This is a genomic window from Pseudomonas sp. ADAK21, assembly GCF_012935735.1.
GTDB classification, from domain to species: domain Bacteria; phylum Pseudomonadota; class Gammaproteobacteria; order Pseudomonadales; family Pseudomonadaceae; genus Aquipseudomonas; species Aquipseudomonas proteolytica.
The window spans coordinates 437121-455368 of sequence record NZ_CP052857.1 but is presented as its reverse complement, the minus strand read 5'-3'; the positions used below and the strand labels follow the sequence as shown (position 1 = coordinate 455368).

15 protein-coding genes are annotated in these 18248 nt (G+C 59.5%); all 15 read left to right on the top strand.

The features are described 5' to 3' along the window. Nucleotides 1-182 precede the first annotated feature (182 nt). Complete coding sequence (locus tag HKK57_RS02130) at nucleotides 183-1745, top strand: sigma-54-dependent phenylalanine hydroxylase transcriptional regulator PhhR (protein ID WP_029292472.1); 1563 nt, start codon at nucleotides 183-185, stop codon at nucleotides 1743-1745. Nucleotides 1746-2089: 344 nt separating this feature from the next. Beyond that, complete coding sequence (locus tag HKK57_RS02125; protein WP_029292474.1) at nucleotides 2090-2830, top strand: flagellar basal body rod protein FlgF; 741 nt, start codon at nucleotides 2090-2092, stop codon at nucleotides 2828-2830. A gap of 67 nt (nucleotides 2831-2897) precedes the next feature. Next, nucleotides 2898-3683: a flagellar basal-body rod protein FlgG gene (flgG, locus tag HKK57_RS02120; protein ID WP_057958870.1), complete on the top strand. Its 786-nt coding sequence runs from the start codon at nucleotides 2898-2900 to the stop codon at nucleotides 3681-3683. Nucleotides 3684-3735: 52 nt separating this feature from the next. Beyond that, a complete protein-coding gene (flgH, locus tag HKK57_RS02115; RefSeq protein ID WP_070995432.1) occupies nucleotides 3736-4431 on the top strand; it encodes a flagellar basal body L-ring protein FlgH in 696 nt (231 codons plus the stop codon). Between the two features lie 27 nt (nucleotides 4432-4458). Next, a complete protein-coding gene (locus HKK57_RS02110; protein WP_029292480.1) occupies nucleotides 4459-5547 on the top strand; it encodes a flagellar basal body P-ring protein FlgI in 1089 nt (362 codons plus the stop codon). Between the two features lie 10 nt (nucleotides 5548-5557). Further along, nucleotides 5558-6814: a flagellar assembly peptidoglycan hydrolase FlgJ gene (gene flgJ, locus HKK57_RS02105; RefSeq protein ID WP_029292482.1), complete on the top strand. Its 1257-nt coding sequence runs from the start codon at nucleotides 5558-5560 to the stop codon at nucleotides 6812-6814. Nucleotides 6815-6824: 10 nt separating this feature from the next. Continuing rightward, nucleotides 6825-8849, top strand: a complete 2025-nt coding sequence (gene flgK, locus HKK57_RS02100) for a flagellar hook-associated protein FlgK (protein ID WP_169389709.1) — start codon at nucleotides 6825-6827, stop codon at nucleotides 8847-8849. A gap of 14 nt (nucleotides 8850-8863) precedes the next feature. Next, nucleotides 8864-10483, top strand: a complete 1620-nt coding sequence (locus HKK57_RS02095) for a flagellar hook-associated protein 3 (protein WP_029292486.1) — start codon at nucleotides 8864-8866, stop codon at nucleotides 10481-10483. A 268-nt stretch (nucleotides 10484-10751) separates the two neighbouring features. Next, on the top strand, nucleotides 10752-11681 hold the full coding sequence (locus tag HKK57_RS02090) for a ketoacyl-ACP synthase III (RefSeq protein ID WP_029292488.1): 930 nt from the start codon (nucleotides 10752-10754) through the stop codon (nucleotides 11679-11681). Between the two features lie 401 nt (nucleotides 11682-12082). Beyond that, nucleotides 12083-13792, top strand: a complete 1710-nt coding sequence (locus HKK57_RS02085; protein WP_169389708.1) for a flagellin N-terminal helical domain-containing protein — start codon at nucleotides 12083-12085, stop codon at nucleotides 13790-13792. A gap of 74 nt (nucleotides 13793-13866) precedes the next feature. Continuing rightward, nucleotides 13867-14211 (top strand): flagellar protein FlaG, encoded by a 345-nt coding sequence (locus HKK57_RS02080; RefSeq protein WP_029292493.1) that lies wholly within the window; start codon nucleotides 13867-13869, stop codon nucleotides 14209-14211. An 83-nt stretch (nucleotides 14212-14294) separates the two neighbouring features. Further along, entirely contained in the window at nucleotides 14295-15659 is a 1365-nt protein-coding gene (gene fliD / locus HKK57_RS02075; protein ID WP_169389707.1) for a flagellar filament capping protein FliD, read from the top strand. Between the two features lie 127 nt (nucleotides 15660-15786). Continuing rightward, a complete protein-coding gene (gene fliS / locus HKK57_RS02070) occupies nucleotides 15787-16176 on the top strand; it encodes a flagellar export chaperone FliS (RefSeq protein ID WP_029292498.1) in 390 nt (129 codons plus the stop codon). A gap of 25 nt (nucleotides 16177-16201) precedes the next feature. Continuing rightward, nucleotides 16202-16498: a flagellar protein FliT gene (fliT, locus tag HKK57_RS02065; protein ID WP_029292500.1), complete on the top strand. Its 297-nt coding sequence runs from the start codon at nucleotides 16202-16204 to the stop codon at nucleotides 16496-16498. Nucleotides 16499-16671: 173 nt separating this feature from the next. Next, the gene (locus HKK57_RS02060) at nucleotides 16672-18147 is read left to right on the top strand and encodes a sigma-54 dependent transcriptional regulator (RefSeq protein ID WP_029292502.1); all 1476 of its coding nucleotides are present in this window, start codon (nucleotides 16672-16674) and stop codon (nucleotides 18145-18147) included. The last annotated feature ends 101 nt before the right edge of the window (nucleotides 18148-18248 follow it).

The following is an 18248-nucleotide window of genomic DNA, read 5'->3' as shown; positions in this document are numbered from 1 at the left end:
GCTGTAGGAAAATTCACTGATTATCGTAAAGTATTCGTTACGGATTAGGCATGGTGCACGCTGCATTGTGATTTTCGGATGGGAAAAGGTCGTTGGCTGTCACATAATCTTGACGACTATCTGCGTGCGGCGACAAAAAGACGCAGCTCGATCAGCTCTCCTACAACAAACCGGGCCTTTACATGCGTATCAAAGTGCATTGCCAGAACCGCATCGGCATCCTGCGGGACATTCTCAACCTGCTGGTGGAATACGGCGTCAACGTGGCCAAGGGCGAGGTCGGTGGCGAGCATGGCAATGCTATTTACCTGTACTGCCCGAACCTGGTGAACATGCAGTTCCAGGCCCTGCGCCCGCAGTTCGAGGCGATCGCCGGGGTATTTGGCGTCAAGCGGGTAGGGCTGATGCCCAGCGAGCGTCGGCACATGGAACTCAACGCCTTGCTCGGAGCGTTGGAATTCCCGGTGCTGTCCATCGACATGGGCGGCTCGATTGTCGCGGCCAACCGCGCTGCGGCGCAGTTGCTCGGGGTGCGGGTGGACGAAGTGCCGGGCATTCCCTTATCGCGCTACGCCGAGGACTTCGACCTGCCGGAACTGGTGCGCGCGAGCAAGTCGCGGATCAATGGCCTGCGGGTCAAGGTCAAGGGCGATGTGTTCCTGGCCGATATCGCCCCCTTGCAATCCTCCGAGCATGACGACAGCGAAGCCATGGCTGGCGCCGTGTTGACCTTGCACCGTGCCGACCGCGTCGGTGAGCGTATCTACAATGTGCGCAAGCAGGAGTTGCGCGGCTTCGACAGCATTTTCCAAAGCTCCAAAGTGATGGCCGCGGTGGTGCGTGAAGCGCGGCGCATGGCGCCCCTCGACGCCCCTCTATTAATAGAAGGTGAAACCGGCACCGGCAAGGAGCTGCTGGCGCGCGCCTGTCACCTGGCCAGCCCGCGCGGGCAGTCTCCGTTGATGGCGCTCAATTGCGCGGGGTTGCCGGAGTCGATGGCCGAGACCGAGCTGTTTGGCTACGGCCCCGGCGCATTTGAAGGGGCGCGTGCAGAGGGCAAGCTTGGGCTGCTGGAGCTGACGGCAGGCGGTACGTTGTTTTTGGATGGCGTGGGCGAAATGAGCGCGCGGTTGCAGGTGAAATTGCTGCGCTTTCTGCAGGATGGCTGCTTCCGCCGTGTAGGCAGCGATGAAGAGGTCTACCTGGATGTGCGGGTGATCTGCGCGACCCAGGTGGACTTGTCGGAACTGTGTGCCCGCGGGGAGTTTCGCCAGGACCTGTATCACCGGCTCAACGTGTTATCGCTGCATATCCCGCCGCTGCGCGAATGCCTTGACGGTTTACCGCCGCTGGTCGAGCACTTTATCGACCAGGCCAGCCGCCTGATTGGCTGCCCGCTGCCCAAGCTGGCGCCGGCGGCCATGGAGCGGCTCAGTCACTACCATTGGCCGGGTAACGTGCGGCAGTTGGAAAACGTGCTGTTCCAGGCGGTGTCGTTGTGTGAGGGCGGCACAATCAAGGCTGAGCATATTCGCCTGCCGGACTACGGCGTGCGCCAGCCCCTTGGCGATTTCTCCCTGGAGGGTGGGCTGGAGGAGATTGTCGGGCGGTTTGAAAAGGCGGTGCTGGAGAGCCTGTATGCCGAGCATCCCAGCAGTCGGTTGTTGGGGAAGCGCCTGGGTGTATCCCACACCACCATCGCCAATAAACTGCGCGATTACGCAGTGCTCAAGGCCGACAAATAACCCTCTGACACAACGGGATTAAAAATGTGGGAGCGGCGGTGCGACGATTCGACTTGCTCGCGAAGGCGGTGGATCAGTCGGTACATGTATTGACTGATCCACCGCCTTCGCGAGCAAGCCCGCTCCCACACTGGATCTGTGTCCATGCCAAGACCGCTGTTTGCCGCAACCGGCAGAACTCCGCCGTTTTTCCGACTCGTCCTGCCCCTCCGATAATCCTCGATACGCCCCAACCCCTTGCCCCGCCTGGCTTTCCCCGGCTTTTAAAAAGTTGGTGCGCAAATTGCTAAAGACTCCTCAGTACATCGGTGGGCGGCAAACGTCCGTCAGCAAGAGGAATGAGCGTGGACAAGTACCTTTATGTGGCAATGACCGGCGCCAGCCAGAATGCACTGGCGCAAAAGGCCCATGCCAACAACCTGGCGAACATTTCCACCAACGGTTTTCAGCGTGACCTGGAGCAGGCCCGCTCGATGCCGGTGTTTGGTGACAGCTTTCCGGCGCGGGCGTTTGCCCTGACCGAGCGGCCGGGCACTGATTTTTCCCCTGGCTCGATGGTCGAGACCGGTCGTGACCTGGACGTTGCCGTCGGCGGCGATGGCTGGATCGCGGTGCAGACCCCCGATGGTGGCGAAGCCTACGTGCGTACCGCCAGCATGAATATCGATGCGCTCGGCGTCCTGCGGGCCGGCAACGGCATGCCGATCATGGGCAATGGCGGGCCGATTTCCGTGCCGCCCGAACAGAAGGTCGAAATCGGCGAAGACGGCACCATCAGCATCCGCGCCATGGGCGAAGGCCCGCGGGTGATGGCTGAAGTGGACCGCATCAAGCTGGTCAAGCCAGACCTGGCCAACATGACCAAGGGCCTGGACGGCGCGATCCACACCAAGGACGGCCAGCCCGCGGTGGCCGATGCCAGCGTCAAGGTGAATTCGGGCTTTTTGCAGTCGAGCAACGTCAATGCCGTCGAAGAAATGACCGCGGTGCTGGCTTTGTCCAAGCAATTCGAATTGCACGTGAAAATGATGAACAGCGCCAAAGAAGACGACCAGGCCATGACCCGCGTCATGCAGATGAGCTGATTGCAGCGCCACTGATTACCAATTTCGTAACGCGGCGCCAACAAACAGGCGCACGAAGGAGAACAGCATGCTTCCGGCTCTATGGGTTGCCAAAACCGGTCTGTCCGCCCAGGACACCAACCTGACCGTTATTTCCAACAACCTGGCGAACGTTTCGACCACGGGCTTCAAACGTGATCGCGCCGAGTTCCAGGACTTGCTCTATCAGATCAAGCGCCAGCCGGGTGCGCAGTCGACCCAGGACAGCGAATTGCCGTCGGGCCTGCAAGTGGGTACGGGTGTGTCCATCGTCGGCACCCAGAAGAACTTCACCGCCGGTAACCTGCAACAGACCGGGCAGCCGCTGGACATGGCGATCAATGGCCGTGGGTTCTTCCAGATCCTGCAACCGGATGGCACTACTTCCTACACCCGTGACGGCACCTTCCACCTGGATTCCAACGGCCAGGTCGTGACCGCCAACGGCTTTGCCCTGGAACCGGCGATTGTCGTGCCCAACGATGCCCAGACCTTCACGGTCGGCGCCGACGGCACCGTGTCCGTCACTATCGCCGGCAACCCGGCGTCGCAAGTGATCGGCAACCTGCAGACCGCCGACTTCATCAACCCGGCCGGCCTGCAAGCCACCGGTAACAACCTGTTCCTGGAAACCGCCGCCAGCGGCGCGCCGCAAGTCGGCACCCCGGGCCTCAACGGGTTTGGCACCACCCTGCAAAGCACCCTGGAAACCTCCAACGTCAGCACCGTGGAAGAGATGGTCAACATGATCACCACCCAGCGTGCCTACGAGATGAACTCCAAGGTGATCTCCACCGCCGACCAGATGCTTTCGTTCGTTACGCAGAATCTGTAATCCAGTCTATGGGGCGCTCATAAGGCGCCTGCAACACCGTGAGGTAAGGGTCATGAGTCGCTTTGTTTCTGTTCTGGCATTGAGTGGGATTGCCGTGCTCGCGGGCTGTGTCGCCCCGGCGCCAAAACCCAATGACCCGTACTACGCGCCGGTGTTGCCGCGCACGCCGCTGCCTGCCGCCGCTAACAACGGTTCGATCTACCAGGCCGGTTTCGAACAGAACCTGTACAGCGACCGCAAGGCATTCCGGGTCGGGGACATCATCACCATCACCCTGAACGAGCGCACCACAGCGAGCAAGAACGCCAACTCCCAGGTGGCCAAGAACAGCAAGACCGGCATCGGCCTGACCTCGCTGTTTGGCGGTGGCTTGAACACCAACAACCCGTTGGGCAGTGGTGACTTGAGCCTGGACGTGGGCTACAGCGGCGACCGCGCCACCAACGGCAGCAGCAAGGCCGGGCAGGGCAACAGCCTGGTGGGCTCGATCACGGTGACGGTGGCCGATGTACTGCCCAACGGCATCATTGCCGTGCGCGGCGAAAAATGGATGACCCTCAACACCGGTGACGAACTGGTGCGCATTGCCGGCATGGTGCGGGCGGACGATATCGCCACCGACAACACCGTGCCTTCCACGCGGATCGCCGATGCACGCATTACCTATTCGGGTACGGGTTCGTTTGCCGACGCCAGTCAGCCGGGTTGGTTTGACCGTTTCTTCCTTAGCCCGCTGTTCCCTTTCTAGGTGATCACTTTGAATCTCAAACAGCTGATGGCAGCGGTGTTGTTGCTCTCCCTGAGCGTCGCTGCCCAGGCCGAACGCCTGAAGGACATCGCCAGTATTTCCGGGGTGCGCACCAACCAGTTGATCGGTTACGGCCTAGTGGTGGGCCTCAACGGTACGGGCGACCAGACCACCCAGACCCCGTTCACCCTGCAGACCTTCAACAACATGCTCTCGCAGTTCGGGATCAAGGTGCCGCCCGGCTCGGGCAACGTGCAGTTGAAAAACGTCGCAGCGGTGTCGATCAGTGCCGATCTGCCGGCGTTCTCCAAGCCAGGGCAGGTGGTGGACATCACCGTGTCGTCGATTGGTAACTCGAAAAGCCTGCGCGGCGGCACCTTGCTGATGACCCCGCTCAAAGGTATCGACGGCAACGTCTACGCCATCGCCCAGGGCAACCTGGTGGTGGGCGGGTTTGATGCTGAAGGTCGCGACGGTTCGAAGATCACCGTCAACGTGCCATCGGCCGGGCGGATTCCTGGCGGGGCCACGGTGGAGCGCACCGTGCCCAGCGGATTCAACCAGGGCAACAGCCTGACCCTGAACCTCAACCGTTCTGACTTCACCACCGCCAAGCGTGTGGTGGACAAGATCAACGACATGCTCGGCCCTGGCGTGGCCCAGGCCATCGATGGCGGTTCGATCCGTGTGACTGCGCCGCTGGACCCAAGCCAGCGTGTGGACTACCTGTCGATCCTGGAAAACCTTGAGGTTGATCCGGGTCAGGCGGTGGCCAAGGTCATCATCAACTCGCGTACCGGCACCATCGTGATCGGGCAGAACGTCAAGGTGTCGCCAGCGGCCGTGACCCACGGCAGCTTGACCGTGACCATTACCGAAGACCCGATTGTCAGCCAGCCTGGGGCGTTCTCCAACGGCGAGACTGCCGTGGTCCCACGCTCGCGGGTCAATGCCCAGCAAGAAGCCAAGCCGATGTTCAAGTTCGGCCCCGGTACCACCCTGGATGAAATCGTACGAGCGGTGAACCAGGTGGGCGCGGCGCCCGGCGACTTGATGGCGATCCTTGAAGCCCTGAAACAGGCCGGCGCCTTGCAAGCCGACCTGATCGTGATTTGAGGTCGTAGCCATGGACATGCGCAAGAGTGGTATCGCCAGCACGGCCGACTCGGGGTCTTACTCGGACCTGAACCGGCTTAACCAGCTCAAGTTCGGCGACAAGAACAGCGAAGGCAACATGCGCAAGGTGGCGCAGGAATTCGAGTCGCTGTTTCTCAACGAGATGCTCAAGTCCATGCGCTCGGCCACCGATGCCCTGGGCAAGGACAACCCGCTGAACACCCCGGCGGCCAAGCAGTACCAGGAAATGTACGACCAGCAATTGGCGGTCTCGCTGTCCCGCGAGGGCGGCGGTATTGGCCTGGCGGACGTGCTGTTGCGCCAGATGCAAAAGAACAAGCCAGTGGAAGGGCAGGCCTCGACCTTGCAGGGCCCGGACGCGGTCGAGAAGAAAGTCGATGTACCGACGCCGATTGCCGCCGGCACCCAGGCGGATGGCCCGCTGGGTCGTTCCAATGGCCAGCGCGCGCTGTGGGCGGCGCGGGTCGAGGTGGCGCCACGGGCCGATGACGGCACCCTGCGCAATGACATGGCGTTGATGAATCAGCGGCGCATTGCCTTGCCAAGCAAACTCACCGATCGCCTGCTGGCCGGTATCGTGCCGGGTGTCGAGGCGACGGGTGCGGCCAAGGCCGCACCACTGCGCAACAGTGCCGCCGAAGATGGCGTGATCAACGGTGCCGCGCGCACTTTTGCCGCCCGCGATTCGCGCATGCAGATCTACGGCCGTGCCGTGGCCCAGCCACCGCTGGCGCCGGCGAAAAAAGCCTTCAGCTCGCAAGACGAATTTGTCGCCACCATGCTGCCCATGGCCAAGCAGGCGGCCGAACGCATTGGCATCGACCCACGTTACCTGGTGGCCCAGGCTGCCCTGGAAACCGGTTGGGGCAAATCGGTGATGCGCCAGCAAGACGGCAGCAGCAGTCACAACCTGTTTGGCATCAAGGCAGGCCAAAGTTGGCAGGGCGCCCAGGCGCGGGCGATCACCAGTGAGTTTCGCAATGGCGAGATGGTCAAGGAAACGGCGCAGTTCCGTTCCTACGACTCTTACCAGGACAGCTTCCACGACCTCGTGACCTTGCTGCAAAGCAATGAAAGATATCAAGAAGTCCTGAAGTCGGCCGATAACCCGGAACAGTTTGTACGCGAGTTGCAAAAAGCCGGTTATGCAACGGATCCGGCGTACGCCAGCAAGATTTCGCAGATCGCCAAAACCATGAACAGCTATCAAAACTACGCTGCCGCTGGCGCATCCACTCATTTATAAGGTTTGAACCATGGGTTTGCTCAATATCGGGATGTCAGGACTCAATGCGGCTCAGGGATCGCTTGCGACCTTGAGTAACAACATTGCCAACGCCAAGACCCCTGGATACTCGCGTCAGCAGACCATGCAGACGGCCAACGGCATGTCCGGGGTCGGCGGGGTCTTTGTCGGCACCGGCACCACGCTGTCGGATGTGCGCCGGGTGTATAACCAGTTTCTTGACACCCAGTTGCAGACCACCACGTCGCTGAACTTCGACGCCAAGGCTTATCTGGACCAGATCGGTTCGGTGGACAAGCTGCTGTCCGACAAGTCCACCGGTGTCGGTGCGGCCTTGAACAGCTTCTTCGCCGCATTGCAGACGTCTTCGGCCAACCCCAGCGACAACTCCGCGCGCCAACTGGTATTGACCATTGCCCAGACCCTGGGCAATCGCTTCAACTCGATTGCCACCGAACTGAACAAGCAAAAAGAAGGCATCAACAGCCAACTGGAGACGATCACCGGCCAGGTCAACCAATTGACCTCTTCGATCGCCTCCCTCAATCAGCAGATTTTCCAGGCCAAGGGCCAGGGCAATGGCGAGCCGGCGAACCTGCTGGATGCGCGCAACGAAGCCGTGCGCTCGCTCAACGAGCTGGTTGGGGTCAAGGTCACTGAGTCGGACGGCCATTTCAATGTCTCCCTGGGCACTGGGCAGACCCTGGTTGCGGACGGTGTGTCGAACAAGCTGTCGGCGGTGCCGAGCAAGGATGACAAGAGCCAGTACTCGGTGGTGCTGACCACCGGCGGGCAAGCGATGGACGTCAGCTCAGTGATCAGCGGTGGCTCCATCGGCGGCCTGCTGCGTTATCGCCAGGACGTGTTGATGCCGGCCATCAATGACCTGGGGCGTACCGCCATGGTTGTCGGTGAAGCGGTCAATACCCAGTTGGGGCAGGGCCTGGACGCCAATGGGCAGTTCGGCGCCGCGCTGTTCAATGACATCAACAGCGTATTTGCCATTGGCCAGCGCAGCGTGGGCGGCTCGAACAACAGCGCGAACTCCGGCAACCTGAACGTCACGATCAAAGACACCAGCAAACTGAGCACCTTTGACTACAAGGTGACCTTCAGTGACGACAAGATGTATAGCGTCCTGCGTTCGGACGGTAAGTCCATGGGCCCCTTCGACGTCACCCAGACCCCTCCGGAAATCGACGGCTTCACCCTGGCCCTCGATGGCAAGGGCCCGGTAGCTGCGGGCGATACGTTCAAGGTCAGCCCGACCGCTGGCGGCGCGATGGACCTGAAGGTGGTGATGACCGACCCCAACAAGCTGGCGTTTTCTGCGCCGCTGCTGGCCGAGGGCAACAAAAACAACAGTGGTACTGGCGTGTTTGAGCCGCCGACCCTGACGCTGCCCCTGGACATCCATGGCGGCGCCGATACTGCGCAGCTGGAAGCGGCGATCAAGTCGTCGATGCCGGTCAAAATGACCTTTGGCGAGCGTGCCGCCGATGGCACCCAGAGCTATGTGATCAATAACGCACAGGGCCAGCCTATTGGCACCGGCACCATCGTGCCGGGCCAGGACAACAAGCTGACGATCAAGGTGCCCTACGTCGACGCCGGCGGTAATGCGCAGACGTTCGGGGTGGACACCGTGATCCGTGGCGAGCCTAAGCCGGACGACAGTTACACCTTGTCGTTCAACAGCAGCGGCAAGCTCGACAACCGCAATGCCCTGCAATTGCTCGACCTGCAAACCCGCAAGACCGTGGGCGCAACTGATGGCAATGCGGGCGTGAGCATGAGCACCGCGTACAGCCAGTTGGTGTCGAGCGTCGGCGGCAAGGCCAGCCAGGCCAACGTCGACAACAGCGCGACCGGCGCCATGCTCGCGGCCGCCACGTCCAATCGCAGCTCCGTGTCCCAGGTCAACCTGGACGAGGAGGCCGGCGACATGATCCGTTTCCAGCAGTACTACACCGCGTCGTCGCAGATCATTAAAGCTGCGCAAGAAACCTTCAGCACGCTGATCAACAGTCTTTAAGGGAGTTTGAGACGATGCGAATCTCGACCGAACAGTATTTCAATACCACGACTGCGCGTTACACCAACAACTTCTCCAACGTCACCAAGACCCAGCAGCAGATCGACTCCGGCGTGCGCATCCAGACCGCCGCGGATGATCCGGTGGGCGCGGCGCGTTTGCTGCTGTTGCAACAGCAGCAGGACATGTTGGGGCAGTATGCGGGCAATATCAGCAGCATGAAGAACTCGCTTAATAGTGAGGAAAGCGTGCTTGCCAGTATCGACACCGCCCTGGCGCGCGCGGGTGAGCTGTCGCTCAAGGTGGCGGGCAAGGGCGGTGGCGGTATCAGCGATGACGACCGCAAGGCCGTTGCCGCCGAGATTGGTGAAATCGAAAAGCAGGTCTTGAGCCTGCTCAACAGCAAGGATTCATCCGGCCATTACCTGTTTGCCGGCGGCAAGAGCGACACGCCGCCGTATGCGCGTAACAGCGACGGTACCTACAGCTATCAGGGCGACGAAACGCCCCTGAGCCTGAAGGTTTCGGACACCTTGTCGATGGTGGTCAATGACACCGGCAAATCGATCCTGGAAGGCACGGTCAATGCGGGCCGTACCCAGGCCACCGGCAGCGTCAACGATGGCAAGGTGCTGGTTTCGGGCGGCATCGTGACTTCGCCGTCGACCTACGACAGCAGCTTCACGGATGGCCAGCCGTACAAGCTGACCTTTATCAGCAGCACCGAGTACACCGTGTCGGATGCGGCGGGTAACGACATCACTTCGCAAACCCCGGGCAACGGCAAGTTCGATGCCACCAAGGAAGGCAGTGCGTCGGTCACCGTGCGCGGCGTGACCTTTGATGTCGACCAGAACCTGGGGGATGCCAAGCCCGGCGCTGAGGCTGACGCGGTGTACAAGGACCGTGAATTCACCCTGCAAAGCAAGCCGGACAGCTTCAGCGTCTCGCGTACGCCGAGCAACCAAACCGCGGCGCAGTTGTCGGGCGGCACGGTCACCAGCCAGGCGGATTACAGCAGCACCTTCCCGAACAAAGGCGCGGTGATCAAATTTACCTCGACCACAGAGTACGAGGTGTATGCCCAGCCGATCACCGCCGACAGCAAGCCGGTTTCCAGTGGCACCGTGGTGCCTGGTACGCCAGCCCAGCCGGGGCCGCCGATTGTGCCTGCGACGCCAGCCAGCATCACGGCAGCTGGTGTTAAGTTCGACATCACCGGCGCACCCGACTCCGGTGACCAGTTTGCGGTGGGCTCCAATACCCACAAGACGCAAAGTGCCCTGGATACCCTCAGCCAACTGCGCCAGGCCCTGGAAACCCCGTCCGACGGTGACCCGATTGCCCAGGCCAAGCTGACCGATGTGGTCAATGCTGCCATTACCAACATCAAGGCCTCCCAGGCCCAGGTTGACGGGGTGCGCGGCTCCATTGGCGCGCGGATGAACTCGCTGTCGATCCAGGAAACGGAGAACACCAGCATGGTGCTGGCCAACAAATCGACCACCGCCGCCATCGGTGATACCGATGTGGCAACGGCCTCGATTGACCTGGCGTTCCAGAAGGCAATGCTGGAGGCTTCGCAACTGGCCTTTGTGAAAATCTCCCAGTTGAGCCTGTTCAGCCGCATGTAATCGGCCCGGCAAGACACGGCGGCCCACCCTGGAAACAGGGCGGGCCGTCGTCGTTTCTGGCGCAGGCTTTTAAACAAAGCGCACAAAAATGAGTGACCTATGAGTCATAAAGCGCATCTTCACTGTATCGTGTGAAAAGGCCAGACCGCTTTCCAGGCTTTGGCTTCGGTAGTTTCGGCGGGTTTTTGCGGGGTTATCCCCTTTATTGTCAGCGCTCCTGAAGGGTTTTCAGGGGTGTTCTCCAGCTATTTTGTATTGGGAAGCCACAATGATTGGCATAAAAAGCATCGCCAGCTACGTGCCGGCAGAAGGGCTGGACAACTACGCCCAGGGTGCCAAATTCGCCAAGGATGAAGAATTCATCATTGGCAAGATCGGCTCGGCATTCCTGCCGCGCAAGGATGCTGCACAGGAAACCTCGGATTTGTGCGTCGAGGCGGTCAATGCCTTGTTTGCCAACAACCCCGAGCTCAAGCGTGAGTCGATTGACGCGCTGATCGTCGTGACCCAGAACGGCGACGAAGAAGGGCTGCCGCACACCGCCGCCATCGTCCAGGACAAGCTGGGCCTGCCGACCCACGTCGCGGCCTTCGATATCTCCCTGGGTTGCTCCGGCTACGTCTACGGCATCTACGCGATGAAGGGCTTCATGGAAGCCGCCGGCCTGAAAAACGGCCTGCTGGTGACCGCCGACCCGTACTCGAAGATCGTCGACCCGGAAGACCGCAACACCACCATGCTGTTCGGCGACGCCGCCACCGCTACCTGGATGGGCGAAGACGCCACCTGGCAGTTGGGCAAGGCCAAGTTCGGTACCGACGGTTCCGGCGCACCGCATTTGAAGGTCAGCGATGGCGTGTTCTTCATGAACGGCCGCCAGGTGTTCAACTTCGCCCTGCTCAAGGTGCCAGCGCACTTGCACGAGCTGCTCAACGAGTCGGACCTGAAGGCCGATGATATTGACGCGTTCTGCATCCACCAGGGCAGTGCGGCGATTGTCGACGCCGTGGCCCGCCGTTTTGAAGATGCACCGGTGGAGAAGTTCATCAAGGACATGGTCGAGACCGGTAACACCGTGTCATCGAGCATTCCGCTGCTGCTGGAAAAGCACGTGATGGACGCCGAGTGGAAGCGCGTGGCCATCAGTGGCTTTGGTGTTGGCCTGTCGTGGGGCTCGGCGATTATCTATCGGCCGTGATGCTCTAATAGGCTGCACAAAAAAACGCCCATGATCGAAAGACCATGGGCGTTTTTTTGTGCCTCTCCCCTGTAGGAGCGAGCTAGCTCGCGAAGAACCTGAGGGCGCCGCGTGCATTCTGAATGCCCGCGTCATCGTTAACGTTTTTCGCGAGCAAGCTCGCTCCTACAGGGGGGCTGTCTTGAAGGCGAAGTTTTGGCGCCAGTAACCCGTGATTGCTGACGTTTCACGCCTCTATAAGGCCTTGAAATGCAAGGGATGGCACAGGGCTAGTAAAAAAAATCAAAAAAATCCTCAAGCAACCTGCTTTCACGACGATAACTATTACGAAGGTTCTCTAGGCCACACCCGGCGGTTGCCAGGGCCGGAAGCCGCAGTATCCAACTCACGAGGATTTCGTCATGGCAATGTCCGTAAACACCAACATCACTTCCCTGGGCGTCCAGAAGAACCTGAACAAAGCATCCGACGCTTTGAGCCAGTCGATGAACCGTCTGTCTTCCGGCCTGAAAATCAACAGCGCTAAAGACGACGCCGCTGGCATGCAGATCGCCAACCGTCTGAACAACCAGGTCAAAGGCCTGAACGTTGCCATCGCTAACGCCAACAACGGTGTTTCGATCGCCCAGACCGCTGAAGGCGCAATGCAAGAATCCACCAACACCCTGCAGCGTCTGCGTGAACTCGCCCTGCAAGCGGCGAACGGTGATAAAAGCGACGCTGACCGTGTTTCCCTGCAACAAGAATTCACCGCTAAAGTCGGCGAGCTGAACCGTATCGCCAGCACCACCACCTTCGGTGGTCGTAACCTGCTGGACGGTTCGTTCAGCAACGTAGCGTTCCAGATCGGTGCCAACGCCAACGAAACTATTTCGTTCGGTATGACTGACATCAGCGCTACTGCTTTGAAAGGCAACTACAAAGAGGCAACCGTAAACGGCGAAGCCATGGCTGGTTTGAGCGCTACAGCTACAGGCTCGGTGCTCGGGAGTGCAGCAGGCGCTAAAGTGACGGGTTCTGCTGTAGCTACTCTGAACAGCGGTGGCACTTCTGTTATTGCCGTAGCTGATGACATCACCATCAACGGCACTGCTGTGACCCTTACTGCTGGTGCTAGCGGTGCTGCTGTTGCAACAGCCCTTAGCATCAACGGTGTCACTGCGACTTGGGATGATGCTAACAACAAAATGACCCTGACGTCCGATGCGCCAATTATTGTTGGTGGTGCTGACGTCGCTAAAGTTGGTCTGACCGCGACTACTACCGCAGTAACTCCTGCTGCCGTTAAGACTGGCGCTTCTGTTCCAGGTGCAATTGGTGGGATTTCTGTTAACGGCGCTAAGGTCGACTGGACTGCAACTGAAGACATCGACGCCATTTTGGGCAAAATCACTGCTCTGGACGGTATTAAGTCTGCGACCATCAGCACTGAAGGCCGTATTCAAATCGTTTCGGAAGATGGTAAAGACGTCAAGCTGGGCAACACTGTAAGTGGTTCGTTGGCTACACTGGGACTGGCTGCTGGCACCTCGCAGGCCAAGCTGACCGAAGATACTTCGATCAACCTTAACGGTGTTGAAGTCAAGTTCAAAAAAGGTGATACCTCTGACGCCATTGTGGCTTCGATCAACAGTGCAAGCACTGGTGTTCAAGCCAGTAAAAACGCTGACGGTACTCTGAGCCTTTTCGCTGACAAGGACATCACTATTCTTGATGGTAGCGCTGGTACTGGCCTTAAGGCGTTGGGTCTGACCACTGCCTCGGCTGCTGGCACCAAATCGGCTGTAACCATGGAAACCACCGTTTCCGACCTGAACATCCTGTCCGCCGCTTCGTCCCAGCAAGCCATCCAGGCCCTGGACGACGCCATGCAGCAGATCGACAGCCAGCGTTCGCAGCTGGGTGCGGTGCAAAACCGTTTCGCCAGCACCGTGGCCAACCTGCAGAGCATTTCGCAGAACTCCTCGGCTGCCAAAGGCCGCGTAGAAGACGCTGACTTCGCTTCCGAAGCCGCTGAACTGACCAAGCAACAAACCCTGCAACAGGCTTCCACTGCGATCCTGTCCCAGGCCAACCAACTGCCATCCGCTGTACTGAAGCTGCTTCAGTAATATCGGCTAGCGGTTAATCAACGGGAGGGTGCGTCTAACGTGCCCTTCCGTTTTTTCAGTTTGGAGGTGATGACATGGACATGAGCATCAAGCTGAACGCGTCTTACCCGGCCGCTACTACCCAGGCTCCTACCGCGACTGCGACACAGGCCAAGCCTGTCCAGCAGGCCGAGGCCGAGCCCGCTGAGGAGCCGCAGCGCGTGGCACTGGAAAAAGCTGTTACCGATATGCGTGAGTTTGTGCAGGCTTCACAACGCAACCTGGATTTTTCCATCGATGACTCCACCGGCAAAGTGGTGGTCAAGGTGATCGCCACCGACAGTGGTGAAGTGATTCGACAGATTCCATCGGAGACTGCGCTGAAGTTGGCGCAGAACCTGAGCGATGCCAGCAGCCTGTTGTTTGATACAAAGGCCTGAGTTGGCACGAAACATGTTTCTGATTGCCGCTTGGGCGTTCGTACGCCAAAAAAGCGGCAACCGCAGGACAAGGAGAGTAGCAAATGGCTAGTTCAACGATTTCCGGCCCAGGTTCGGGCTACGACACCCAGGCGATCGTCAAGGCGTTGGTGGGAGCCGAAAGGGCGCCCAAAGACGCGCAGATCACTGCCCAGCAGAAAGACGCAACCGTCAAGCTGTCGGCCGTGGGCTCTGTGAAAACGGCGCTGGAAGCCTACCAGGCGGCAATCACCAAGTTGAACAACCAGGCCGCCTTCAATGGCTTGGCCGCCACGACCTCCGAAGAAAAAAACGCCAAGGTCACCCTCGGTGACGGCGCGGCACCCGGCAAATACACCCTTGAGGTCAAGAACCTGGCGACCTCGTCGAAGGTCTCCAGCAAAGTGATCGAAGGTGGCGCCTCGGGCAAAGCCAACGCCAGCGATGAAACTCAGACGCTGACGATTACCCAATCGGGTAAAAGCTACGATGTATTGGTGGCAGGTGGTGCGACCCTGCAAGAGGTCCGTGAATCCATCAATACCCAGCTCTCAGCCCAAGGTATCAGCGCCAACGTACTGAGTGACTCCAATGGCGGGCGCTTGGTCCTGACCTCCAGTAACAGTGGTGTAGGCACCGACATCACCTTGAGTGGTGATTCGGAACTGGCAGTCGGTTACGACAAGGGCGCTGCGCCAGTGAACGCCATCTACTCCATCGATGGCGTCAAGATGGAGTCCACCAGCAACAAGATCACCTCCGCGATCAGCGGCGTGACCCTGGAGCTGCTGGATGGCGACCTGACCAAGAAGGTCACACTGACCGTAGCCAGCAACACCGACACCCTGAAGACCTCGGTGCAGTCGTTCGTCACCGCCTATAACACGCTGATGACTGCCATCAACACCCAGACCAAGGTCACCGCCACTGGCGATGCCTCGACCACCACGGCGGGCGCCCTGACCGGCGATGCGTCGATGCGCCAGTTGGTGTCCAGCCTGCGTTCCGAACTGGTTAACGGCAAGGGCGCGGGCAGCATGACCAGCCTGGCCCAGATGGGTATCACCACTGACCAGAAAACCGGTTTGCTGAGCCTGGAAGACAAGGCGTGGGACAAGGCTGTGGTCAAGGGTGCAGGGGATATCGCCAAGATGTTCACCGGCGATACCGGTTTGATCACGCGGATGAACAAGGCGACCAGCAGCTACGTTGGCTCCACCGGCACCTTGGCAACCCGTGCGACGGATCTCAACACCAAGCTGACCGACCTGACCACCGAGAAGGCTGACTTGGATCGTCGTATGGAAGCCCTGCAGAAATCCCTGTCGGCCAAGTACACCGCCATGGACACCATGATCGCGCAGATCAACGCCAGCAGCTCCAGCATCATGACTACCCTCAACTCGCTGAACAATCCGAAGTCGAGCTGATAAGTGGCATGCCAGGGGCTCTGAAAAAGAGCCCTGGCAGCCGGTGAGGGATTAAAGTTTTTCTCGGCACAGTCGAAAAACTATTTAAGCAAACCTATTCGACTGTGGCCTGTAACGAGGTAGCAACATGAACCCAATGAGAGCCCTTCGCCAATACCAGAAGGTCAATTCCCACGCTCAAATCTCCGAAGCCAGCCCGCACCGTCTGGTGCAGATGCTGATGGAAGGCGGTCTCGATCGCATGGCTCAGGCCAAGGGTGCGTTGAGTCGTGGTGATATCGCCCAGAAAGGGCTGATGCTGGGCAAGGCGATTGAAATCATCTCCGGTTTGCGCGATGGTCTGGAGCCGGAAAAAGCCGAGGATCCAGCGGCAGTGCAGCAACTGGATGCGTTGTACGAGTACATGAGTAACCGCTTGGTTGAGGCCAATGGCGTCAACGATGCCGACATGATCGACGAAGTCGCACGCTTGTTGATTACCGTCAAAAGTGGCTGGGATGCCATCGCTCCACAATAAGGCCGCCGGCCTTGAGGAACACAGCATGAGCCACGCACTGCAACGCATTGACGAAACCCGCGACGCCTTGATCGGTGCGCTGGCAGAACGCAATTGGGATGCTATCGGCGAGTTGGACATGGGTTGCCGCGCCTGTATCGACGAAGTGCTCAGTGAGGCGCCGGTGGACGAGGGTGCGCTGCGCGAGAAGCTGGAGAGCCTGTTGGTGGTCTACCAACAGCTGCTGGAGGTGACGACCGGCGAGCGCCAGGCGATATTTGAAGAGATGTCGCAGATCAACCAAGCGAAAAATGCGTCAAAGGTTTACCATCTGTTCGGCTGATCTGGCTCAGTTAATCCGAACATAGCGCGTCATAAATTTGACTGCTCGCATAATTTTGACTTAACTAGTGCTATTTTCAGACGTCAGGTAACCGTAGCGCAGAAAACGCCTACAGCTATCTAGATTGCCCCGATTCGAGGGCATTAGAGTTTTACTAGGGAAGTTGCTATTGCATGTGGCGTGAAACGAAAATTCTGCTGATTGATGACGATAGCGTCCGTCGCCGCGATTTGGCGGTGATTTTGAATTTTCTTGGTGAAGAAAATTTACCCTGCGGCAGCCACGATTGGCAGCAGGCCGTCAGCTCTTTGTCATCGAGCCGTGAAGTCATCTGTGTGCTGATCGGGACGGTAAACGCTCCTGGCGCAGTTCTTGGCCTGTTAAAGACACTCTCAACCTGGGATGAGTTCCTTCCCGTGTTGCTGATGGGCGATATTTCTTCCGTGGATTTGCCGGAAGACCAGCGCCGCCGTGTGCTTTCCACCCTGGAAATGCCCCCCAGCTACAGCAAATTGCTCGACTCCCTGCACCGTGCCCAGGTCTATCGCGAGATGTACGACCAGGCCCGCGAGCGCGGTCGTCACCGCGAACCCAACCTGTTCCGCAGCCTGGTCGGCACCAGCCGTGCGATCCAGCACGTGCGCCAGATGATGCAGCAAGTGGCCGATACCGACGCCAGCGTGCTGATCCTCGGCGAGTCCGGCACCGGCAAGGAAGTGGTCGCGCGCAACCTGCATTACCATTCCAAGCGTCGTGACGGACCTTTCGTGCCGGTCAACTGCGGGGCGATCCCGGCAGAGCTGCTCGAAAGCGAACTGTTCGGCCACGAGAAGGGCGCCTTTACCGGGGCGATCACCAGCCGTGCCGGGCGTTTTGAGCTGGCCAATGGCGGCACCCTGTTCCTCGACGAAATCGGCGATATGCCGTTGCCGATGCAGGTCAAGCTGCTGCGCGTGTTGCAGGAGCGCACCTTCGAACGCGTGGGCAGCAACAAGACCCAGAGCGTCGACGTGCGCATCATCGCCGCCACCCACAAGAACCTCGAAAGCATGATCGAGGTCGGCAGCTTCCGCGAAGACCTGTACTACCGCCTCAACGTATTCCCCATCGAGATGGCTCCGCTGCGCGAGCGTGTGGAAGACATCCCGTTGCTGATGAACGAGCTGATCTCGCGCATGGAGCACGAAAAGCGCGGCTCGATCCGTTTCAACTCCGCCGCAATCATGTCCCTGTGCCGCCACGGCTGGCCGGGCAACGTGCGCGAGCTGGCCAACCTGGTGGAGCGCATGGCGATCATGCACCCGTACGGGGTGATCGGCGTGGTCGAGTTGCCGAAGAAATTCCGCTACGTCGACGACGAAGACGAGCAATTGGTGGACAGCCTGCGCAGCGACCTCGAAGAACGAGTGGCGATCAATGGCCATACCCCGGACTTCGGTGCCACCGCCATGTTGCCCCCCGAAGGCCTGGACCTTAAGGACTACCTCGGCAGCCTCGAACAAGGGCTGATCCAACAAGCCCTGGACGACGCCAATGGCATCGTCGCCCGTGCTGCCGAGCGCCTGCGCATCCGCCGCACCACGTTGGTGGAGAAGATGCGCAAGTACGGCATGAGCCGGCGTGAAGGTGATGAACAGGCGGATGATTGACGCCTGTTTTTTAACCTGCTGAAAAATAAGGATATTTTTTCCGGCACGGGTATTGCTATAGCACTCGCAACGTTCCGTTTAACTGACGGTCAGCCAAGCGA